Genomic DNA, 22,561 nt, shown 5'->3' on the forward strand with positions numbered 1-22,561 from the left:
TCGATCCATGCCATTTGCCAACTACAAATTTCCCGAAGGAATCCTGGACCACGCCCGCAAGGAAGAGATCATCCATCGCACCACGGAAATGTTCGTCGAATACTTCGGCGAAGGGGTCCGTCCCTTCACCATGGTCCTGGTCGAAGAGGTGGCAGACGGGGGCTGGGGACGTGCCGATGAGACGCTGACGCTGGCGAAGATGGGGCTGCCTGCCAAAGGCCAATAATGCTGTTCGCTTAAGGCTTGTCTGAACCCAGGCCCATGGCTGGACGCTTTCAGCCACAAGAGCGGAACCAGGACTGCTGCTTCAGTTGTCTCGACGGGCACACGCCAGCGACCCCGCCCGGGCTTGAACAGCGCAGGGTCGAACGGGGTACGCGCCTCAGGCGACCCCACCGCCGGGCACCGCAAGACTGTCGGCCTGGGACACGCGGCTTGGCCGGAAGGTCTCGGGCATCGCCAGCAACAGGCCGAACGCCAGCGCGGCAATCGCCGCCAGGGTCAGGAACGCCGCGCTGTAGCCCGCCCCTTGCACCACGAAGCCGGCCAGGCCGTTGCTCAGCGCAGCGCCGAGCCCGAACACCGTCGACAACACCCCGAGGCTGACGTTGAACCGCCCCGTGCCCTGGGTCAGGTCCTTGACCACCAGGGGAAACAGCGCGCCAAACAGCCCGGCACCGATACCGTCCAGCAGTTGCACGGCCACCAACCAGTAGGGGTCGTCCGAGAGCACGTACAACACACCGCGGATGGGCAAGATCAGAAAGCCGGCCAGCAGCAACGGCTTGCGGCCCCAGGCATCGGCCTTGATGCCCACCAGCCACGCCATCGGCACCATGACCAGTTGCGCCGCAACGATACAAGCCGATGTCAGCGGCGTGGCCAGGTGCACATTGGCCTGGGCGAGCTTCTGGCTGACCAGCGGGAGCATCGCCGCGTTTGCCAGGTGGAACAGCCCGCAGCAAATGGCGAACAACAGCAGCGTACGGTTGTCCAGCAGGACCCGCAGCGTCGAGGGTACAGGGCCGTGAACCCGTTGCCCCGCCTCCAGGCCCCGTGCCACGTCATGGTCGATGGCCTCGGCGGACACACAACCGACCGCCACGATGCTGGCCAATGCCATGGCGGCCATCAGGTAGAACACCGCGATGGGACCGAACAACCAGGCGAACCCGCCCGCCAGCAGCGCGGCGCAGGCATTGCCCGCGTGATTGAATGTTTCGTTGCGCCCCGTGCGCCGTGTAAAGGCCTTGGCGCCGGTAATGCCCAGGGATATCGCCGCGATAGCCGGCGCAAAGACTGACGCTGCCACCGCGCCGATGGCCTGGGTCAGCGCCACCAGACCGAACGACGACGTGAACGGCAGCACCAGGCAACCCAGCGTCACCACCAAGGCCGCGACGGCCACCACGGCGCGCTTGCTGCGTACCCGGTCGATCAACGCGCCGGCGGGCGCCTGGGCGACGAGCCCGGCCATGGCCGCCACCGTCATCACCACGCCAATGCTGGCCGGGTCCCAGCGATGCACCGCCAGCAGGTAGATCGCCAGGTAAGGCCCCAACCCATCGCGTACATCGGCGAGGAAAAAATTCAGGCCATCCAGGGAAAGATTGTTGCGTCGGTCTCGGTTTAGATCCACAGCGGCCTCGACGGGGGCTTTGCCCAAAGGTGATAGGCGCCAAGGTGTGCGGCCACACAAGACGACGGTCTGCGCCATCCACCACCCACACGGTGTGACGGCGCGCGCCATGATCTCGCAAAGAACCGATCCGGGCCACCCGGCTGCGCGACGCCAAGGCGCCTGCACCGTGGTGATCAGGCATCAGCGGTGGCGAGAAGTGCCCTACCAAAGGGCGATGTCGTAGGTGACGTAGATCCGGTTGCTGTCACGACCACGGGAAAAGTCCGAGCGATAGACGTAGTTTCGCAGCTTCACCCCCAGCCCCTTGAACGTACCCTGTTGCACCACATAGGCGATCTCTGCGTCACGTTCCCACTCTTTGACCGTGGTGCCGGACTTGCCGTCGTTACCGCTCAGGTAGCGGGTGGAGAACGTCAGGCCGGGCACCCCGAGACGAGCGAAGTCGTAGCCGTAACCGAGCATCCAGGTCTTCTCGTCTTCCTCGATGAACTTGCCGATCCCGGCGTTGCTGAAGGAGTACACCGTGGCACCGCTGACGTAAGGCAGGCCCGCCTCACCGCCGAGGGTCTGGTAACCGGCGCTCAGGGTGTGGCCGACGACGGCGTAGGACAGCGACCCGCTGAGCATGTCGTTGTCGATCTTGCCGCCGTAGGCCGACCCCGAATCGACGCTGTTGAAGTAACGCAGGTCGCTGGTCAGCACCCCGGCGCCCAAGGTCAGATCATGCTGGATGCCGACAAAGTTCTGTCGATAGAAATTCTCCAGTTCGCCATAGAAGTAGCTCAGGCGAACATGCTTGCCCAGCTTGTAGTCGGCGCCGGCATAGTTGAAGTCACCGGACTTATCGCCGCTGTAACCGTCAGGCACGATGGGCATGCTGTCGCTCGAATCCCGCAACTTGAAACGCTCCAGGTGCCCGCCGCTGACGGTGAGGTTATCGATGTCATTGCTGCTGATCTGGGTGCCTTGGTAGGTCTGGGGCAACAGCCGCGCATCGTTGTAGACCAGCACCGGCGTCTTGGGCAGCAAGGTGCCGTACTTGAGCGTGGTCTTGGCCAGCCTGGCCTTGGCAGTCATGCCCGCGCTGGCGAATTCGTCGGCAGCGCGACCGTCGTCATGCATCGGCAGCAGGCCGGTGCCGCTGCGGCCGCGCCCGGAGTCGAGCTTGACCCCGAGCAGGCCCAGGGCATCGACCCCGAAGCCAAGGGTGCCCGGCGTAAAACCTGACTGGTAGTCCAGCAGGAAACCCTGGGCCCATTCGGTGCGCTCGCTTTTGGCAGTCCTCGCCGCCCGGGCGCTCATACCGTGCTCGTCGCGAAAATTTTCGTTGAAGTAGACGTTGCGCAGTTGCAACTTCAGCTTGCTGTCGTCGATGAAACCTTCGGCGCTGGCCGAGGCCAGGGGCAACAGCCCAAGGATTGGAAACAAAGCCCCGCGGGTAAGCAAAGTGGTCATGTCGAGCTACTCGTTGTTGTTATTTGGCGTGCAAGCCAGCGCACACTCGCTTGCGCAGGCGTGTCGGGCAGGAAGCTAAGGCGTGTCGGGTGAATCAGGAAAACAGCGTCAGCGCCCCGGTCAGCAGGGCCAGTGCGGTGATCACCAGGGATGTGAGCACCGCCCATTTGACGGTGGCTTTCTGGAAGTCGCCCAGGTCGCGGTCGACCATGCCCACCAGCAACAGGGTCGAGGCCACCAGTGGGCTCATCAAGTGCACCGGCTGGCCGAGAATGGAGGCCCGGGCAATTTCGACCGGATCAATCCCGTAGGCGGCAGCGGCGTTGGCCAGGATCGGCACGACACCGAAGTAATAGGCATCGTTGGACAATACGAAGGTCAACGGCATGCTGGTAATCGCCACCACCAGCGGGAACAGATGGCCCCAGGACGGTGGAATCCAGTCGACCAGCGTTTGTGCCAACGCATCGACCATTTTGGTCCCGGAGAAAATCCCGGCGAAGATGCCCGCGGCAAATACCAGCAGGACCACGGTCATGGCGTTGCCCGAGTGGGCGAGAATGCGTTCCTTCTGAATATCCAGTTGGGGATAGTTGATCATCAGCGCCAGGACGAAACCGATCAGGAACAGGATCGCCGAGTGCATGAGCCCCATCACCAGCGCAACCATCACCGCGACCACCAGCAGCAAGTTGACATAGGCCAGTTTCGGACGCTTGTGCGGCGTGTCCTCCATGATCGCGTTGATGTAGCAGTCACCGCCACCGCTCTGCAGTTGGACGTTGCCGATGCGCTTGCGCTCGGCACGGCCCAACAGGAACGCCGTGAACACCACCCATGCGGCCCCCCCGATCATGGTCGGCAGCAACGGCACGAAGTATTCGCCGGCATCCAGGCCCAGCGCCGCGATCGCACGGGTCGCCGGGCCGCCCCAAGGGGTCATGCCGCTCATGATGCTCAGGGAGAGCATGGAAACAGTCGCCAGGATCATCGGATTCATGCCGATGCGTTTATACAGCGGCAGCATCGCGGCGCAGGTGATCATGTACGTCGTCGTGCCGTCACCGTCCAGCGCCACCAACAGCGACAGCAGCGCAGTGCCCACGGCGATCTTCATCGGGTCTCCATTGACCCGCTTGAGGATCTTGCGGATCAACGGGTCGAACAGACCGGCGTCGATCATCAGGCCGAAAAACAGGATCGCGAACAACAGCAGTGCCGCCGACGGCGCGACCATTTTCAGGCCGTCCAGCATCATCTTGCCAGTGGTTCCGCCAAAGCCGCCGAGCACGGCAAAGACGATCGGCACCACCGTCAGGGCGACGATCGGTGACAGCCGTTTGGTCATTATCAGGAAGGTGAAGACCACCACCATGGCCAAGCCAAGTAAAGCGAGCATATGTCAGTTCTCTTGTTGTTATGAGTAGCTTGGCTGACATTCAGGCGCACGCCCCCCAACCCGCCAGGCAACACGCAAAAGTGCCTGGCGCAGGTAGTGAATGAGCGGATGCGGTGCCGTCGAGTCAGCCGCGAGCGGCTAGATGTGTTTGGCGACCTTCGTGTCGTCCCAGGCTGAGTCCGTTGCCGGGGTCTGCGTCAGGGCGGTTTTGCCATCCAGGGTCCGCAACAGGACTTCTCGGTCGCAGGCATTCTCCGAAAGAGAGATCACCACGGTCGCAACGGCGTTGCTCGCCAGGCTGGTCAACGCCCGCGCTTCGGACATGAACCGGTCGATCCCGATCAACAGGGCCAGGCCCGCCAGGGGAATGTCGTGGATAACCGTCAAGGTCGAGGCCAGGGCGACAAACCCACTGCCGGTCACACCCGCGGCCCCCTTTGACGACAGCAACATGATCGCCAGCATGGTGATGACCTGGGTCAGCGTCAGGTCGATGTTGCAGGCCTGGGCAATGAAGATCGCCGCCAGGGACAGGTAGATCGCCGTGCCGTCGAGGTTGAACGAGTAACCGGTTGGCAGCACCAGCCCCACTACCCCTTTCTTGCACCCCAGGGCCTGGAGCTTTTCCAACATCCGCGGCATCACCGGTTCGGTCGAGGACGTCCCCAGCACCACCAGGAATTCTTCACGCAGATAACGCAGCAGCTTCCAGAGGCTGAAGCCGTGTGCTCGGCAAATGCTGCCCAGCACCACGAAGACGAAGAACGCGCAGGCGATATACAAGGTCATGATCAGCTTGGCCAGCGAGCCCAGCGACGTGATGCCGTACTGCCCCACCGTGAAGGCCAAGGCCCCGAAAGCACCAATCGGAGCGAAACGCATCAGGTAGGAAAAAATCTTGAACACCATGTGCGAAGCTGACTCCAGTACCTCCAGCACAGGCTTGCCGCGCTCGCCCAAGGACGACAGGGCGAAACCGCAGAGCACGGCGATAAACAGCACCGGCAGCACCTCGCCTTTATTGAAAGCGCCGATGAAGGTGTCGGGAATGATGTGCATGAAGAAGTCCACCACACTCAGTTTCGCGGCGGATTCGGTGTACTGCGACAGTCCTTGGGTGCTCAACTGGGTCGGGTCGATGTTCATGCCCGCGCCGGGCTTGAACAGGTAGACCGACACCAGGCCGATGATCAGGCTGATCACCGTCAGCGCCAGGAACAACAGCATGGTCTTGCTCAACAAACGCCCCAGCGAGCGCTTGTCGTTCATGCCGGCGATGCCGGTGACAATGGTGCAGAACACCACCGGCGCGATCATCATCTTGATCAGCTTGATGAAGGCATCACCCAGCGGCTTCAAGGCAATCGCCTGTTGCGACCAGAAATGCCCGACGACCACGCCCAGCAGCACAGCGCAGATGATCTGGAAGTAGAGCGATTTAACAACTTTCATGGCATCACCCATTTTTAGAATTGTTCTGATGCAAAAGACCCTGGCTGCCTAGGCTATCCGGCCAACCGTTGGGACGCCGTGGCGTAGACGTAACCTGAGAAAAGCCGGCGCGCGGTACGCACCACCGAGGCCCGGATGGTCTCACCCTTTTCACCGCTGTAGGACAGTACGACATCGATACCGCCACTTGGGTGCTCAATCCGAACCTGTTGCAAGCGCGGCTCGCTGACGGTGCGAAGCAACTGTGCAACGACGCTGCCTTCGGTCACACACGCGGTGGCCAAGCCTATGGAGCCGGTGATTGCCAGGGCGCGGTGACAGTTGTGCGGCATGAAATAACGCACCTGGACCGTCCCGCCAGACTTGGCCGGAGACACCAGCACCGGTTTGGGAATGACTTTGTCACTGACATCACCCAAGCCCATGGCCAGGCCGGCTTTCAGGCGCAGGGATTCCAGGCGCTGCAGGAAGGCTTTATCGGCGTCCAGCTCGGCGGGGCTTTCATCGCCGCGCTTGCCAAGCAGACTGGCTTGAACGATCACCATAGGCATCGCCATGTCGATGCAGGTCACCGGGATGCCGTCGATCAGGTCCTGGGGTTGTCCGGTGGGAAAGAGTTTCCCTGTCTTGCTGCCCGCCGCATCGAGAAAGGTCAGTTGCACCGGAGCCGCTGTACCGGGCACGCCATCGATGGCGGTGTCACCTTCATAGCTGACTTTGCCTTCCGGGGTCTGCACTTCGGAATTCACGAAGGTCCCGGTATTGAGGTTGCGAATACGCACCCGGGTCAGGTCGCCGGAAGACTTGACCAGTCCCTGCTCGATAGCGAACGGGCCGACGGCGCAGAGCATGTTGCCGCAATTGGGGGCGGTGTCGACCCGACGCTGGGAAACCATCACCTGAACAAACAAATAATCGACATCCGCGTCAGGGTGCAGCGATGGGCTGACGATCGCCACTTTGCTGGTTTGTGGACTGCCGCCACCGATGCCGTCGATTTCCAACTCATGGCCGGAGCCCATCAGGTTGAGCAGCAGCTCATCACGTTCAGCGATGGCGACCGGCAAATCCCAGGCGAGAAATACCGGGCCTTTGGACGTACCGCCGCGCATTAGCACACAAGGAATTCGCTGCATGTTCACTAACTCTTGTTGATCAATCTGAATAATTGATGCTCTGGAAACAAGAGTGGCAGGGATTGAAAAGTGTTTCCAATGCAAAGATCAGAGCGATTATTGCGTTTCACAAATGAATTACTTTACGCTAATTGTCATCGCGCACGGCCCCTTCCCCGGTGAGGTAACACATGGAATATGAACTCCAGGACATACGATCTTTCGTGAAAATCGCCGAACTCGGCAGTTTCCACGAGGCCGCCGATGCACTGCATCTGTCGCAACCGGCCCTGAGCCGAAGGATGAAAAAACTCGAGGAAGGCCTGGGCACCGCGTTGCTCGATCGCACGACTCGCAAGGTCAGCCTGACGAGTGTCGGCCGTGATTTCCTGCCCAAGGCGCGGCGCCTGCTGGATGATTTCGACGACTCGATTCTCAACATCCGCGAGCTGGCGGAGCGACAGATCGGTCGGGTGACCCTGGCGTGTATTCCCACGGCGGCGTTCTATTTCCTGCCTTCGGTGATCCGCCTCTACAATGAACGCTACCCGAAAATCCGCATCCGCCTGCTCGACCTCAGCGCCAACGAAGGGCTCGAAGCGGTATTGCGTGGCGAAGCCGACTTCGGCATCAACATGATGAGCGGCCAGCACCCGGACATCGAGTTCGTGCCCCTGGTCAACGAGCCTTTTGTGCTGGCCTGCCGACGCGACCATGAGTTGGCTGAGCGCAGTGCGGTCACCTGGTCGGAACTCAGCGATTATCGACTGATCGGGGTCGGTCGCCTGAGCGGCAACCGCATGTTGCTGGACCACGCACTGTCGGGCCTGAGTTGGCGCCCACAGTGGTTCTACGAAGTGCAGCACCTGTCTACGTCGCTGGGACTGGTCGAAGCGGGCCTGGGCGTGTCGGCGATGCCCAGCCTGGCAATGCCGGCCGGGGATCATCCAACCCTGGTCAGCGTGCCGCTGATCGAGCCGGTGGTCAATCGCTCGCTGGGCCTGGTCTACCGCCGGGGCGCATCACTCTCCCCGGCCGCGGAGAAGTTTGTCTCGATCCTGCTGGAACAGTGGCCGCAATGAGACGAGCGCCTCCACAGCACCAGCGCGGCGAGGCTGATCGAAGCGCCTAGCAGGCTGACCGCGACCCAACGCCACAGCGCCTACACCTGGGGCGCGGCGCCCCCTTCCCGATCACTCCTGGAACGAGGCTCAAACGCTGCGCCATTGAAGCGAGCAAGGGCTGGGCAAACTAGACATTGGCGACAGCCGGGTCAATCCAACCCCGAACGGAACGCCTCGATCTTGAGCCCGAATCGATTCATTTTGTTGTACAACCCACCGCGCGACACGTTCAACCGCTGCGCAGCCAGGCGGATGTTTCCGCGCGTATCCTTGAGGGCGGCGATGATCGCATTCATTTCATGGGTGCCCAGGTCTGGAGCCGTCCCCGCCCCGGGCACACTGGCCCACGTCGCGGCCCGCCCTCGCTGCCTGATTTCCAGCGCAAGGTCGCTCGGTTGGATCAGTTCGGTCATCGCCAGGTTGGTTGCCCGCTCGATGACGTTTTCCAGCTCGCGGACATTGCCCGGCCAGTGATAGGCACCCAGCATGTCCAGCGCCCCTGGCGACAGGTCCTGCATCGTCTTGCGCAGCGACCGGGCACAACGCGCGAGAAAATGCCGCGCCAGCAACGACACGTCTTCGCGGCGCATCCGCAGGGGTGGCACTGTCAGGTTCAGCACGTTGAGCCGGTAGTAAAGGTCTTCGCGAAAGGCGCCTTCGGCTACCGCCTGGCTCAGGTTACGGTGGGTCGCGGCGATGATACGCACATTGACCCGCAACGATTTTTTCGCCCCTACCCGCGTTACCTCGCCTTCCTGCAGGACGCGCAGCAAGCTGACTTGGGCATCGAAGGACATGTCGCCGATCTCGTCGAGGAAGATCGTGCCGCCATCGGCCAATTCGAACTTGCCTGCCGACCCGCCGCGAGCCGACCCGGTGAAAGCGCCTTCGACATGGCCGAACAACTCGCTCTGCACCAGGTCACGGGGAATGGCTCCGCAATTGACCGCCACGAAAGGCCCGCCACAACGGTCGCTGGCGTTATGGATGGCCTGGGCGAACAGTTCCTTGCCCGTGCCGCTCTCACCGAGGATCAGCGTGGTCGAATCACTGCGACTGGCAATCCGCGCCAGGTGCAGCGCATCCTGAATGGCCCGTGAGCGGCCCAGGATGGTCTCGAAGGTGTAGCTGGCCTGGGTGCCGATGATCCGCCGGGTGATCTCGCGGATGCGTCGGTTCTCGCGCAACGACACGATCCGCCCGCCCTGCGCCAACGGGCAGACGGACACCAGGCAGGCCAGATGGCTGCGGTCGTACAGTTCAAAGGTGCAGTCCAGGTCCCGCACCCCATCCCCGCCCCCGAGCAGCACCGCGTCGCCCAACTCGCTCTGTCCAAGGCTCTTGAAGGGACTGCCGAGCAGGTCATGGCCCACGCGGAACAACTGGCGGGCGTACTGGTTGAGCGCCTTGATGCAGCCCCGCTCATCCAATACCACCAAGCCCTCGTTGAGCACTTCGAGGACGGTCTGTTGCTCCTCCAGCAAGGCTTGCAGCGTCATCTGCCTGGAGACGGCCTCGGCCGCGGCCTGGACGGTGCCCAGCGTATGGAAATGAAACCAGCCCGGCTCTGCCGTCAAGGTCAACATGCCCAGCGTCCGGCCCTGGGCGTCGCGGATTGGCGCGGCGGCGCAATGCATGCGGCGCTGGCGCAGGCCAAGCCCGAAGTTTTCCTCGGCCAGTACATACACCAAACGGTCTTCGACGATCGCCAGGCCGGTGCAATTGGTGCCCTGCACCGACTCCAACAGCCGACTGCCTATAGGGGTGAGGTCCAGGCCACAGAAGTACAACGTCGTGCCTTCGGCATCCGTCAGATTGATATGCCCCCTGGGATTGTAGGCAAGCAAACCGTGCATGACTTGCGCCGCTGCGGCGATCAGCAACCGATTGGCCGCCAGCGTCGCGGTCAGATCGGCAGGCGCGACAAAACGGTACTCGCCGTCTGCCGGATCGAGGCTGGCATTGACGCTGCGCAACCAGGATTCCCAGATCACCTGCCTGATTCCGCTGGGGCGATCGATCGTCCCCTGCAAACACGCTCGCCAAGCCTCATCCAGCGTAGAGCTTGGCCCTCCGTTCAACGATGCAGGGCCCAGGGTGGTGAGGTAATCACGGTCTTCGGCGCTCAACGCTACAGGTTGCGGGTTCATTATCCGACCCTATGTTCATGTATTAAACATGTCAGTGTAGACATGTCATTAAAATGAACACTCTTTCGAACATAAATAAAATAAAACCTTTAAATATCAATATCTTATAGATTGGCACAGCGCTTGCTCCCTGCTTGAACAGACGAGGACATTCCTATCGCCGCGTCATTTAAAACAATAACGGGAGTCAATGCATGAGCACATCCAAGACCCTCCACCTGGGCCTCATCGGCGCCGGCCGCATGGGCAGCTTTCACGGCCTGACCGCCGCCCGACACATCCCTGGCGCGTGCCTCGCAGCCATCGCCGATCCCACCCCGGGCCAAGCCGCACGCCTGGCGGCAGAGCTGGGGGTGCAGAAGGTCTATACCGATCCACAACAACTGCTGGATGACCCGGACATCGACGCCGTGCTGATTGCCGCCCCGGCACGCAGCCATGCCGAACTGGTGATCAGTGCGGCCCGCGCCGGCAAAGGGGTGTTCTGTGAAAAACCCATGGCCATCACCCTGGACGAAGCCGACCGTGCCATCGCCGCCGCTGCCGATGCACGGGTGACGCTACAAGTCGGCTTCAACCGACGCTTCGCCAAAAGCTTTCGCACCGCTCATCTGGATGTGATTGCCGGTCGGATCGGCACGCCACAATTGCTGCGCTCGCTGACCCGCGACCCGGCGCTCAACAACCCGGCCGCGTCACCGCAATGGGTGATCTTCCTGGAAACCCTGATCCATGACTTCGACACCCTGCGCTACCTGAACCCGGGTGCCGAGGCGATTGAAGTCTTTGTGATGGCCGATGCCCTGATCGCACCGACCTACAAGAACAAGGGCTTTCTCGACACGGCAGTGGTCACGATCCGTTTCGACAATGGCGCCATCGCCACGGCCGAGGCCAATTTCCAGGCCGTCTATGGCTACGATGTCCGCGGCGAAGTGTTCGGCAGCGCTGGCATGCTGACCATGGGCAATGTCAACGACTGCGACTTGCTGCGGTACCTGGCCAATGGAGTCCAGGCCGACACCCAGCGCATGGACACCGATTTGTTGCGCGATGCCTATGTGGCCGAGCTCAACCACTTCGTCAATTGCGTGCGCAGCGGTGAAAAACCGCTGGCCAGCGGTGAAGACGCCCGGGCAGCCCTGGCCATCGCCCGTGCGTGCATCGAGTCCTTCCAGCAAGGCAAGACGGTGCGTGTGCAAGGAGCGCTTTCATGAGCTTCATACCGTTCAAACTGGCGATCAGCGCCGAGATGGTCTTCCTCGACCTGCCCTTTACCGAACGGGTCAAACGCATCCATGGGCTGGGCTTCAGCGTCGAGATATGGAACTGGGCGACCAAGGATATCCAGGCCCTCGTGGCGACCGGCGCGGACTTCACCTCCATGACCGGCTACCTGTCGGGCAACCTGACCGACCCCGACGACATCCGACAGCTGCTCGACAGCGCCCAGGAATCCTTGGCCGTCGCCGCTCAACTGGGCTGCCCAAGCCTGAACCTGCACGGCACCGGCCTGGGGGATCAGGGGCTGCCGCTCAAACCCGTGGCCCAGGCCACCGGCCGCATGTGGTTGAGCGCCTGCAAGACGCTGGAAAAAATCGCCCGTCTGGGGGAGGACGCGGGTCGGGTGTTCCTGCTGGAAAACCTCAACACCGACGTCGACCACCCGGGCACGCCTTTCGCTCGCGCTGACGATACCTTGGCACTGATCGAGGCCGTAGGCAGCCCGCACCTGAAGATGAACCTGGACCTCTATCACGCCCAGATCGGCGAAGGAAACCTGATCGAATTGATCCAGCGCGCCGGCAGCGCCATCGGCGAAATCCAGGTCGCCGACGTCCCGGGGCGCAGGGAGCCGGGTACCGGTGAAATTCATTACCCCGCCATTGCCAGGGCCTTGTTCGCCATGGGATACAGCGGTGTCGTCGGTCTCGAAGGCTGGGCCAGCGGTGACAGCGAAGTCGCGCTTGAGCGTTTCCGGCAGGCCTTCACGCTGGATGGATAAGGCCGCGATGAACTCAACCTGCGCGGAAGATTTCATCTCTTGGTGACGTTTCAACTCATAACAACAAAAGGAAAACCCTCATGCGTCGTTGCACACTGCTTTTCGCCACCCTGCTGTTGCTGTTCAGCCAATGGGCCACTGCCGACTATCGCATCGGCGTCAGCATCGCCAGGGTCGACGACAACTTCATGACCTACGTGCGTAACGGCCTGGACGAGGCCGCGAAAAAGGAAAACGTGCAGATCCAGTTCGAGGACGCCCAAGGTGATGTCGTGCGCCAACTCAACCAGGTCCAGGGCTTTATCAACCAGCAAGTGGATGCGGTCATCGTCCTGCCGGTGGACACCTCCGCCACGGCCAACATCACCCGCGCCGCGGTCGACGCCAAGACCCCGCTGGTCTACGTCAACCGTCACCCGGACGAACGCACCTTGCCCAAAGGCGTCGTCACCGTGGCGTCCAATGACATTGAGGCCGGACAGCTGCAAATGCGTTACCTGGCCGAAAAGCTCGGAGGCAAGGGCAACCTGGCGATCATCATGGGTGACCTGGCGCAAAATGCCACCCACGACCGCACCGAAGGCGTCAAACAGGTGCTCAAGGACTATCCCGGAATCAAGATCGTCGAGCAGCAAAGCGCCGAGTGGCAACGCAACAAAGGGATGGACCTGACCAGTAACTGGTTGCTGGCAGGCAGCCGTTTCGACGCCATCGTCGCCAACAACGACGAGATGGCCATCGGTGCGGCCATGGCCTTGCAGCAAGCCGGCAAAGCCAAGGGCGAGATTGCGATTGTCGGCATCGACGGCTTGCCTGACGGCTTGGCGGCGATCAAACGCGGAATGCTGGTCGCCTCGGTATTCCAGGACCCCAAGGCTCAGGCGACCAGCGCGGTACAGGCAGCACTCAAGATGATCAAGGGAGAGCCGGTGGAAACGGACGTCTGGGTGCCTTTTCAGCTGATCAAGCCAGAGCAGTTGGCGGTATTCGAGCAACATTACAAGTAGTCGACACGCCGCCATTGAAGCTGGCGAGGGGGTCCAGTACCCCCTTATCACCCAACCTCGAATCTGACCTGCCCCTCCTGATATTTAGCTTGACGTCAGAGATGACGATCATCATATTTGGCAAAATATTACGATCATCATGTGAACGCCAATGCCGCCGCGACAAGGCCACAGCCACCGTCGCGGTATTGGGTATCAACGTCTTTGCCGTCAACCCAGCGCAGGAGAGGATGTATGGAAGCCCGAACTTCGGTGGCGATTGCCAGCGCGCAACCCCACACCCGCCCCCAACCGTTGACCGGCAAAATCGTGGCACTGCTCGCAGGCCTGGCGGCGATCAGCATGCTGTCCACCAATATCATCCTCCCGGCGTTTGCGGCGATTGGTGAAGACCTGGGTGTGACCGCCCGCGAGCTCGGCCTGACGCTCTCCAGCTTCTTCATCACGTTCGCCTTGGGCCAACTGGTGGTCGGGCCACTGGCCGACCGCTACGGGCGCCAGAAACTGGTGTTGGGCGGCCTCTCGGTGTTCGTGGTCGGCACCGTCATCGCCGGCTTTGCCAGCACGCTCGATATCCTCATCGCCGGGCGCGTCGTGCAAGCGCTTGGCGTGTGCGCGGCCTCGGTGCTGTCGCGTGCCATCGCCCGGGACCTGTTCGAAGGCGAGACGCTCGCCCGCGCCCTGTCGCTGACAATGATCGCCACCGCCGCGGCACCGGGTTTTTCGCCGTTGGCCGGTAGCGTACTGGCCGTCACGCTCGGCTGGCGCGCCATTTTCATCCTGGTGGGGCTGGCCGCCGTTGTATTGGCGTTTTTCTACGTACGCGACCTCGGAGAAACCCATCCCGCCGATCGCCGGGCCCCGCACTCGGCCAAGAGCGTGGTGCTCGCCTATCGCCAATTGCTACTGGATAGGCGCTTCATTCTCCCCGCCCTGTCCATGGGCCTGCTGCTGAGCGGCCTGTTCGCTTCGTTCGGGGCGGCACCTGCCATCCTGATGCAGGGCTTCGGCCTGACGTCGGTGCAGACCGGCCTGTATTTCGCCTCCACGGTGTTCGTCGTGTTTGCAGCCGGCATGGCGGCTCCGCGCCTGGCCCATCGTCATGGCGCCCGAATCGTCACGCTCCTGGGCATTGCCTGCGCCATGACCGGCGGCGGCCTGCTTCTGGTTGGCCCGGCCGTGCCTGGCCTGTGGTGGTATGCCCTCTCGATGGTCACGTTCCTTTGGGGCATGGGCCTGGCCAATCCGCTGGGCACGGCAATCACCATGGGCCCTTTCGGCAAGGAAGCCGGGATGGCGTCGGCGTTGCTGGGTTTTATCTCCATGGGCGCGGCTGCGCTGACTACCTGGTTGGCCTCGGTCTTGAGCTTCGCGCCGATCACGACCCTGGGTGGGATCCAGGCGACGGCCTGCCTGGTCGCGCTGGTGCTGTTTGTGTTGCGGGGTCGGCTTTGAGCAACCGCTTTGCCGGCCAAGCACCATGGCGGGTCTAGGCCAGCGACCAGTCAATACACCGGCCAGGTTTCGACGATCTTCCCTCCGCGCACGGCCAGCAAATCGCCAAATTGCAGCAGCACGGACTCAGTCTGGGTCGGCCGTAGAAACACTTGGTCCCCCACGTTCAGCCCTACGGCGGGTGAACCATTGACCATTTCCTGGTTGGAACTGCGCCCATAGAGTTCGTTACTTTGCAGCCCCGTGGGGGACTCGAACTCGGCCATCCAGTTGCCGCCGTAGATGAAAAACGTCCCGCGCTGGTTCGGGTTCCACCAGGAGAACAATCGGGACTTGCCATCCAGGGCGGGAAAATTGACGGCGCCGGTGCTCTTCAACACGGGCGTTGCGATAAAGGCGGCCGGCACATGCTCGGCCAGGGATGGCAGGTCGTAATGGGTGGGCTTGAGAAACGCCGTTCCCACCGAGACTTCGCTGCTCAAACGTTCCTGCTCATGCATGCCGTAACTGGGGCTGCCAGCGGTATTGAGTGTGAGCCCGTCGTGCCAAAGCGCCGGGAAATGCTCACGTACGTAGTTCACGTGGCCGTTGTAAATGAGCATCACCTGGTCGAACAGTGCCTGGGACGAACCGAGGACCCGAGGCACGCCCATGCCGACAAACGGGTCGTACCCCATGAAGCCGGAAAATTCGAGATGTTGCGGGTGGGCGCTGATCAGCTTCAGCATCTCGGCGAGCCCCCCGAGGTCAGCGACGCCGCCGCGATGCAGGCCGACATCCAACTCGATATTGACCCGCATCCGGATGCCCAGCCCCTGCGCCAATGCACGGTACTCCATCAGCCGTTGCGGGGTGTCGAGCAGCCATTGCAGTTGCCTGGACGGGTCGAAGGTGCCCTTGTGGGTCTGGTAGAACAACTCGGCGGAGCGTACCGGCAATGGCTTGCCGAGCAAGATGTCAGACTCGGGGAAAGTCACCGCATCGTGGTTGAGGAACGGCTGGTGAAACGACATCAGTCGCCGGGTATCGGTGCGCTTGGCGATGTACGCCAACAACCCTGGCGAGGGCAGGGATTTCTCCACCAGACGCAGGTGCTTACCGCCCCGCTTGATCGATTGCATGACCACATTGATGTTGTGATCGAGCAGGCCCAGGTCGATCAACATCACGGGCCGCATCGGCCCTCGGGCCTTCAGCTCCTGGTTCAGCGCGCGGAAGTACTCATTGTAGGGACTGCCCCGGTCGCTCGGACGCAATAGCGCCCCCGCCCCAGCCATCAACGCCCCCACTCCGGCGATGCCGAGCATAAAGGTTCTACGGTTCATCAGGACGCCCCTCCGCGTGCGCAGTCAGGTGCACGTTACGGCAGCGCTACTGCGTCGTTGAGGTTATGCGAGGCCAGAAAGGGGGCTTTAGCGGCCATGCTTCGCCGATGCCCGACAAGTACCCGTCATTGGGCAACGCTGCTCACTCAGGGCAGTCGAAAAAACGGTGGCGAGGGCGTTGGCTCGCGATGACGGTGACGGCTGCACCGCCAACATCGATTCATGGAGCCGTTGATCCGGGCAGCGGTATTAAGCGAACCCAATGCCGGACGCCAGTGGCTGGCCAGTCAGGAATAATGACGGAGACTACAGAGGTTCTGCGGTCTGAATGAGTGAATTGAGCACCAGCTTTATTTCAATCGCCGGATCTTTATGGCCTTGCAATATCAAGCCTTCGGCCAAGGCTGTGAAGGTCTTCGCCAGCGCGGCATAGTCAAGGGGTGGTTTCTTGCCGGCATGGTTGAATATGATGGTGATCAACTTGCCCAAGGCCTCGCTGTTTTCCTCATGCAAGTCGTAGTAATGCTGTGAGAACTCTTCATCGCGCAGGGCAATCAGTTGCAACTCGGCATCGAGGATCGCGCAGCGGGTATTGTTCTTCAGGGTATCGATATAGGCATTCAAACCGTGGCTCAATTGCTCCGACGAATACCCCGACGTCAGGGTCGTACTCAATCGATCGATTTCAACGCGCTTGAAGCGTTGAGTCAGTTGCAGAAGCAAGTCCGATTTACTGGAGAAATTGGAAAAGAAGGCGCCTTTGGAGAAGCCGGCCTCCTCGGCTATAACGTTGACGCTCGCGGCATGAAAGCCTTTGCTGATCATCAGCTCAGTGGCAGTGTCAAATAATTTGTCTCTTGTTACTTGCTGGCTCTCTTCTCGACCTAGTCTCTTTTTAATCACGCCCTCGGCTCCTTTGGCCAGTCAAAATATGCACCTGTAACTGAATGCGACGAAGCGATTACTCACAGTAGTGAACCCATTTCTCGTCATCATATCTTATACGCGGCCCGTTCAATCATTTACATTTTAACTTTCATCCAGCGCGATGTATGTGCCATGTAACCGGGACAGCCTGACAAGATGCTAGATAGACTATGCAGTCACCTTTTTTTCACTCGGAACAGCTGAATACATACCGTCGAGGTTCGCTCCCAGAACCGCTGGATCGCCCCCGCCTCCTGACTTCCCGGTACTCCCTGCCACACCGCAGCGTGGAAAAATCCGCGCGAGGGCCGGTGCAGAGCCATCGATTCGCGCTCATTGCGAAATACCACTTGATTTTCAGATACCGAATGGTTTTTAATTGCGCCGTTGGTGGAGCCCAACGCCTGATCAGGGCATCGAGTCAGTGACACCGGTTTCGATGCAATGGCAGGTCACCTCACAGGAGCGGTATTTTAATGGAATATGCCTTCGTTACAGGCGCTACTGGCCTGCTCGGGAATAATGTCGTTCGTGCGCTGTTAAAACGAAACATCAAAGTAAAAGCACTGGTTCGTTCCGCCGAAAAAGCCAAGAAACAGTTCGGCGGCCTGCCCGTGGAATGGGTCGAAGGCGACATGCTCAATGTCGATGCCTTCAGCCATGCCCTGCAGGGGTGCGATGCCTTGTTTCATACGGCCGCCTATTTCCGCGACAGCTACAAAGGCGGGAAGCACTGGCAAAAACTCTATGACACGAATGTGACCGGCACCGAGCGTTTGTTGCAAGCCGCCTATGACGCCGGAATCCGTCGCGCCGTCCACACCTCTTCCATTGCCGTGTTAAAGGGCAATAAAGATCAAGTGATCGATGAGACCATGTCTCGCAGTGAACGGGAGGCGGACGATTATTACTTGAGCAAAATATTGTCCGAACAGAAGGTGCAGCAATTCCTTGCACAGCACCCGGACATGTTCATTGCCATGGTATTGCCAGGGTGGATGTTCGGCCCGGGGGATATCGGTCCGACCTCGTCAGGACAGTTCCTGTTGGATTTTGTCGGACAAAAACTGCCCGGCGTACTCCCCGGAAGCTTTTCCGTCGTCGATGCCCGGGATGTCGCCGAACATCAAATCGCGGCCATCACCCGCGGCAGGTCCGGAGAGCGTTACCTCGCCGCCGGCAATCATATGGACATGAAGAGCATTTTCCAGGCGCTGTCCAGTGTCAGTGGTGTAAAAGCCCCGGAACGAAAAGTGCCGTTGTTCATGCTGCGGCTCATCGCGCTTATCTATGAAGGCTATTACCGGATTACCAAGAAACCGGTACTCATCAGTACTTCCACGGTCAAGCTCATGGCGCAAGAACAAGACCGCACTCATTTCAGCCACCACAAAAGTTCAAGGGAGTTGGAATGCCAGTTCCGCCCCGTGGCTGAAACCCTGACCGATACCTTGGACTGGTATCGGAACAACAACTACACAGACGCTTAATTGAGGCCTTTCACATAAAGCCTGCCTCTGTAGTACTTTTTTTGACGCACCCCATATCCAAGGATTGAAAGAGGTTGGTAAATGAAAAGCCTTTCATATAAAGAAGGTTTTCTGCATCGTTTTGTCGGTTTTTCGGAATCGTTCCCCGAGCAAGTTGCTATCCGGCACTTGGACACCGAAGAAGATACCGTCAGTTACCGCGAGCTGCGAAGCAAAGCCGAAGCCTGCAACGGCGCCCTGACGGCACTTGGTGTATTGCCAGGCGATAAAGTAGCGCTGGTGCTGCCCAACGGGGTGGCGTTCATCGCTTACTACCTGGCAATCATCGGGCGGGGTGCCATTCCGGTTATCCTCAACTACAAGTTGACCTCTTTCGAACTGAACAGCGTGGTCAGCCTCGCCAGGCCGACCCTGGTGGTCACGACCGAAACGCTTTGGGTGCAACACAACGAGGTATTCCAGCCCGACAACGGCGTCAGGCATTCCCTGGTGCTGGACGGCGGGAGCGAACCGTCATCGCCCCTGCCCGCCAATGCAACGGCCGCCTCTGGACTTCCTCGGCAACTGGAACCCCTGTTGTTGCCCGAAGGCAATCCGATCGTCTCGATACAGTTCACCTATCGAGGCATCGGCAGGCCCCTGACTGTTTCTCACCGCTACCTCGACCTGACGCAATCGAGCGATGGGCTGCACGAACACTTTCACCGGCAAGGCGTCGGCTCCGTGCACCTGGTGACGCTGCCGCTGTATGCCATCTTCGGCCTGTCCGTGATGATGGTGTTTCCCCTGAGCGTGGGCGCGACCCTGCTGATGACCAACACCCTGCTCAACCGGGACCTGGCAGAAGTCCTGTCCGAGCATCAGGTGACCTTTGCCTGCCTGGTGCCGGACGTCATCCGCTACTTCAATACGCGGCTGGCCAAACGCAGGGGCGCACGATTGCCGTTGCACCCACACCTGATGATCTACTCGGGCGGCAGCCACCTGCCGGCCGATGAAGCCGAGAAACTGGGCACGCTGCTGGGGTGCAATCCAGTGCTGCAAGGCTATGGCTTGACCGAGAGCATGCCCGTGATTGTCCAGAGTTCGACCGGCACGGTTCACCGTGGCGCCATGGGCCAGCCAATCAGCGGCGTGGAACTGCGTGTCGTCGATGCCGAGGGCCAGGACGTGGCACCCGGGCGCATCGGCGAATTGCTGATCCGCGGCTCGATGGTGATCGACGGCTACAACGATACCGAGGACGCCAATGCCCGATTCTTTCGCGACGGCTGGTTCCACAGCGGCGACCTGGTCTGGCGCGACGACGATGGGCACGTGTTTTTCTTTTGCCAACGCCTGCGAATCTCGAAGATCAAGGCGCAGATGGTCGATCTGGTGGAGATCGAATCCATCGCCCTCAAGCACCCCGACGTGGTGCGGGCCAGGGCCTACATCGTCCCGGACCACAAGGAAGTCAACGTGCTGCACTTGTGCGTCGAAGGGCGCGGCGGGCTGACCCAGAACGCGCTTGGCACCCTGCTTTCGCGCTACCTGTCGGGCTTCAAGCTGCCCAAGACCATCGAGATCATTTCGCTCAAGGAAGAGGCACATGCACGCTAACAGCACCCAACCGGTACTGGCCGTTTTCGACTTCGACGGCACGTTGACCGACCGGCACACGTTCTGGCGCTACATGCGCTTTATCGTAGGCACCCGTTCGTTCTGGCTCAGGATCATTCCCCTGCTGCCCAAGATGCTCAGCGTGATCCTGGGCATCACCCCGCTGATGCAAGCACGCCTGGCCTTCATTGCCTGTTACCTGGGCGGGTTGTCGGTGGAGCAAGAACGCGAGCATGCCAAGTACTTCATCAGCGAACAGCTGCCGCGCTGGCTCAGGCCCGAGGCTCTGCGGCGGCTGCAATGGCATCAGTCCATGGGGCACGTCACCGCCCTGGTCAGCAACTCGCCGGAAAACTACCTGATCCCCTGGGGCCGGGTCGCGGGTTTTGACTATGTGTGCGGCACTCGCCTGGCCACGGCAAAGAACAAACTGACAGGCGCGATAGCCGGTACCAACTGTGTGGAGCGAGAGAAAGTCACGCGGCTCAAAGGCTGCCTGGACAACCTCGATGACTTTTACATTTATGCCTACGGCGACTCATCAGGGGACGATGCCCTGCTCGGCATTGCCAACTCTCCCTTCTACAGAAACTGGTACTGATCGATGAACACTCTGAGCACGTTGGCCCCCCAGCATTTCAAGCGCCCTGGCAACACCCCGACCGTCATGATCGTCGGCGCCGGCCCCATTGGCCTGTCCCTGGCAATCATGCTGAAAAAATGGGGCGTGGCGTTTCGCATCATTGAAAGGAACGCCGGTCCGTCGACCGCGACCAAGGCAATGGCGATCCATTCCCGGACCCTGGAAATCTTTCGCGACCTGGGCGTTGCCGAGCAAGCCATCAGCGATGGTTTCACGATCAACCAGTTTTCCGTGCAATCGAATGCCAAGCGGGTGCTGAACTACAACTTCTCCTACCTGGACGCGACCTATCCCCTGCTCTTGAGCCTGCCACAGCCGCAAACCGAAAGGATTCTCCTGGAGCGGCTCAAGGAACTGGGAGCAGAGGTGGAGTGGAACACCGAACTGGTGGACATCGAAAACCTCCCGGGGTCGGTGCGCATGACACTCAAGCGTGCCGACGGCACCGAGCAAACCTGCTCCAGTCGCTGGGTGGCCGCGTGTGACGGTGCTCGCAGCAACATCCGAAAACGCCTGGACATGACCTTCGAAGGTTCGTCCTACGACCGCTTCTTCATGCTCGCCGATGCCGATATCCAATGGTCCGGCAGCAAGGACGAGGGCGCGTTTTTCCTGGGGGCACAAGACGGTTACGTGGCCGTGGCACCGATCAGCGCCCAGTCCCGCTACCGGCTGTTCATCGAAATGCCCTACAACCTGCCACCCGAAGGCGAGCGACCGTCCTTGAGCCTGGAGAATTTCCAGCGCCTGTGCGAAGGACGTGGGCAGAAGATGACGTTGTCCAACATCTCATCGACCACCATCGCTTCTTTCCAGCATCGCCGCGTGCAATCGATGCAACAAGGCTCCGTGTTCCTGCTCGGGGACTCGGCGCACATCGGCAGCCCCATCGGTGGCCAATGGATGAACCTGGGGGTTTCGGAAGCCTATAACCTGGCCTGGAAAATCGCTTATGTCGATCAAGGCCTGGCGGATCCGTCCCTGCTCGACAGCTACAACGAAGAGCGTTATCCGGTTGCCTTGGAAGTCGAAAATACCGCACACCGACTGACAGGACTGATTACCGTCCGACGGCGCGCCCTGGTCTGGCTGCGCGACCACGTCCTGCCGCTGCTGAGCAACCGGAAGAAGGTCCAGCGCAAGTTGCCGTCGATGATTTCCGGCCATCAGTATCACTATGGCAAGAGCGACTACATCCAGGAATCGCTGACGAAGAAGCAGCGCGACAACTGGAACAGGAAAGGGAAAAAGCCCGAGTTCCAGACTGCAGCGCCTCGCGCCGGGCAACTGGCGCCGGATGTCGAGTTGTGGCAACTGCAAGGGATGCCCACGAAACGCTTGATCGACCTGTTCCATGGGACGTTCACGCTGTTGATCTTCACCGCGGCCGATCAGTATTCGCCGTTATTGCCGGGCTATTACGCATTGGCCGAATCGGTGGAAAAGGACTACCCCGGCATCAAGGCCTATTGCGTGATCGACGCCCTGAGCAGCGCCGGGCTGCCGGCCTGGCACTCGACACTGCTGGACCCCGATTGGCGACTGCACAAGCGCTACCACGCCAAGGAAGGCACGTTGATGCTGATTCGCCCTGACGGCTACATCGCTTTCCAAGGCGCTGATGCAATAACACTGGCGACTTATCTGAACCTGCGGTCCGGGTTACTCAAGGGGGCCAGCAAAACAATATCTTGCGAGATCGACGCAGTGGAACTCCAACTTTAAGTCGCCCTATGGCTACTGCCGGTTTGCTTCATTGATATAAACAAA

At 60.6% G+C, this 22,561-nt stretch carries 18 protein-coding genes; 10 read left to right on the forward strand and 8 right to left on the reverse strand.

The window, feature by feature from the left end; all coding sequences use genetic code 11:
• The first annotated feature begins 7 nt into the window (after positions 1-7).
• Positions 8-226, forward strand: coding sequence for a tautomerase family protein (locus tag ACMTA2_RS20535; RefSeq protein WP_003200762.1), 219 nt, complete (start codon positions 8-10; stop codon positions 224-226).
• A gap of 156 nt (positions 227-382) precedes the next feature.
• Here the strand turns inward: ACMTA2_RS20535 and ACMTA2_RS20540 are convergent, their stop codons facing one another.
• The 5 genes from ACMTA2_RS20540 to ACMTA2_RS20560 form a co-directional block, all read right to left on the reverse strand.
• On the reverse strand, positions 383-1,639 hold the full coding sequence (locus ACMTA2_RS20540; protein WP_413791522.1) for an MFS transporter: 1,257 nt from the start codon (positions 1,637-1,639) through the stop codon (positions 383-385).
• Positions 1,640-1,843: 204 nt separating this feature from the next.
• Complete coding sequence (locus tag ACMTA2_RS20545) at positions 1,844-3,097, reverse strand: OprD family porin (protein ID WP_413791523.1); 1,254 nt, start codon at positions 3,095-3,097, stop codon at positions 1,844-1,846.
• Positions 3,098-3,191: 94 nt separating this feature from the next.
• Positions 3,192-4,496: a CitMHS family transporter gene (locus ACMTA2_RS20550; RefSeq protein WP_320390288.1), complete on the reverse strand. Its 1,305-nt coding sequence runs from the start codon at positions 4,494-4,496 to the stop codon at positions 3,192-3,194.
• A 138-nt stretch (positions 4,497-4,634) separates the two neighbouring features.
• On the reverse strand, positions 4,635-5,960 hold the full coding sequence (locus tag ACMTA2_RS20555; protein WP_413791524.1) for a dicarboxylate/amino acid:cation symporter: 1,326 nt from the start codon (positions 5,958-5,960) through the stop codon (positions 4,635-4,637).
• Between the two features lie 41 nt (positions 5,961-6,001).
• Positions 6,002-7,084, reverse strand: a complete 1,083-nt coding sequence (locus ACMTA2_RS20560; RefSeq protein WP_413791525.1) for a 4-oxalomesaconate tautomerase — start codon at positions 7,082-7,084, stop codon at positions 6,002-6,004.
• Between the two features lie 170 nt (positions 7,085-7,254).
• Here ACMTA2_RS20560 and ACMTA2_RS20565 point away from each other — a divergent pair, with 170 nt between their 5' ends.
• Positions 7,255-8,145, forward strand: a complete 891-nt coding sequence (locus tag ACMTA2_RS20565) for a LysR family transcriptional regulator (RefSeq protein WP_003200706.1) — start codon at positions 7,255-7,257, stop codon at positions 8,143-8,145.
• 191 nt (positions 8,146-8,336) lie between these two features.
• On the opposite strand, the gene ACMTA2_RS20570 is transcribed toward ACMTA2_RS20565, so the two are convergent.
• Complete coding sequence (locus tag ACMTA2_RS20570; protein WP_413791526.1) at positions 8,337-10,337, reverse strand: sigma-54-dependent Fis family transcriptional regulator; 2,001 nt, start codon at positions 10,335-10,337, stop codon at positions 8,337-8,339.
• Positions 10,338-10,531: 194 nt separating this feature from the next.
• Between ACMTA2_RS20570 and ACMTA2_RS20575 the strand changes: the two genes are divergently transcribed.
• The 4 genes from ACMTA2_RS20575 to ACMTA2_RS20590 all read left to right on the forward strand — a co-directional run bounded on the left by ACMTA2_RS20575 (position 10,532) and on the right by ACMTA2_RS20590 (position 14,804).
• Complete coding sequence (locus ACMTA2_RS20575; protein ID WP_413791527.1) at positions 10,532-11,554, forward strand: Gfo/Idh/MocA family oxidoreductase; 1,023 nt, start codon at positions 10,532-10,534, stop codon at positions 11,552-11,554.
• Positions 11,551-12,342, forward strand: a complete 792-nt coding sequence (locus ACMTA2_RS20580; RefSeq protein ID WP_413791528.1) for a TIM barrel protein — start codon at positions 11,551-11,553, stop codon at positions 12,340-12,342. The genes ACMTA2_RS20575 and ACMTA2_RS20580 overlap by 4 nt, the downstream gene beginning before the upstream one ends.
• Before the next feature lie 80 nt (positions 12,343-12,422).
• Positions 12,423-13,349: a sugar ABC transporter substrate-binding protein gene (locus ACMTA2_RS20585; protein ID WP_413791529.1), complete on the forward strand. Its 927-nt coding sequence runs from the start codon at positions 12,423-12,425 to the stop codon at positions 13,347-13,349.
• 234 nt (positions 13,350-13,583) lie between these two features.
• Positions 13,584-14,804, forward strand: coding sequence for a multidrug effflux MFS transporter (locus ACMTA2_RS20590; RefSeq protein ID WP_413791530.1), 1,221 nt, complete (start codon positions 13,584-13,586; stop codon positions 14,802-14,804).
• 50 nt (positions 14,805-14,854) lie between these two features.
• Here the strand turns inward: ACMTA2_RS20590 and ACMTA2_RS20595 are convergent, their stop codons facing one another.
• Entirely contained in the window at positions 14,855-16,060 is a 1,206-nt protein-coding gene (locus ACMTA2_RS20595) for a DSD1 family PLP-dependent enzyme (protein ID WP_413795695.1), read from the reverse strand.
• Between the two features lie 375 nt (positions 16,061-16,435).
• Positions 16,436-17,032 (reverse strand): TetR/AcrR family transcriptional regulator, encoded by a 597-nt coding sequence (locus tag ACMTA2_RS20600; RefSeq protein WP_413791531.1) that lies wholly within the window; start codon positions 17,030-17,032, stop codon positions 16,436-16,438.
• A 500-nt stretch (positions 17,033-17,532) separates the two neighbouring features.
• Between ACMTA2_RS20600 and ACMTA2_RS20605 the strand changes: the two genes are divergently transcribed.
• The 4 genes from ACMTA2_RS20605 (at position 17,533) to ACMTA2_RS20620 (ending at position 22,516) form a co-directional block, all read left to right on the forward strand.
• Positions 17,533-18,546: an SDR family oxidoreductase gene (locus ACMTA2_RS20605; protein ID WP_413791532.1), complete on the forward strand. Its 1,014-nt coding sequence runs from the start codon at positions 17,533-17,535 to the stop codon at positions 18,544-18,546.
• 81 nt (positions 18,547-18,627) lie between these two features.
• Positions 18,628-20,148: a class I adenylate-forming enzyme family protein gene (locus ACMTA2_RS20610; protein ID WP_413791533.1), complete on the forward strand. Its 1,521-nt coding sequence runs from the start codon at positions 18,628-18,630 to the stop codon at positions 20,146-20,148.
• Positions 20,138-20,749, forward strand: coding sequence for an HAD-IB family hydrolase (locus ACMTA2_RS20615; protein WP_413791534.1), 612 nt, complete (start codon positions 20,138-20,140; stop codon positions 20,747-20,749). The genes ACMTA2_RS20610 and ACMTA2_RS20615 overlap by 11 nt, the downstream gene beginning before the upstream one ends.
• Positions 20,750-20,752: 3 nt before the next feature.
• Positions 20,753-22,516 (forward strand): FAD-dependent monooxygenase, encoded by a 1,764-nt coding sequence (locus ACMTA2_RS20620; protein ID WP_413791535.1) that lies wholly within the window; start codon positions 20,753-20,755, stop codon positions 22,514-22,516.
• Positions 22,517-22,561 lie beyond the last annotated feature (45 nt).

This window comes from Pseudomonas medicaginis (genome assembly GCF_965119365.1).
GTDB lineage: Bacteria > Pseudomonadota > Gammaproteobacteria > Pseudomonadales > Pseudomonadaceae > Aquipseudomonas.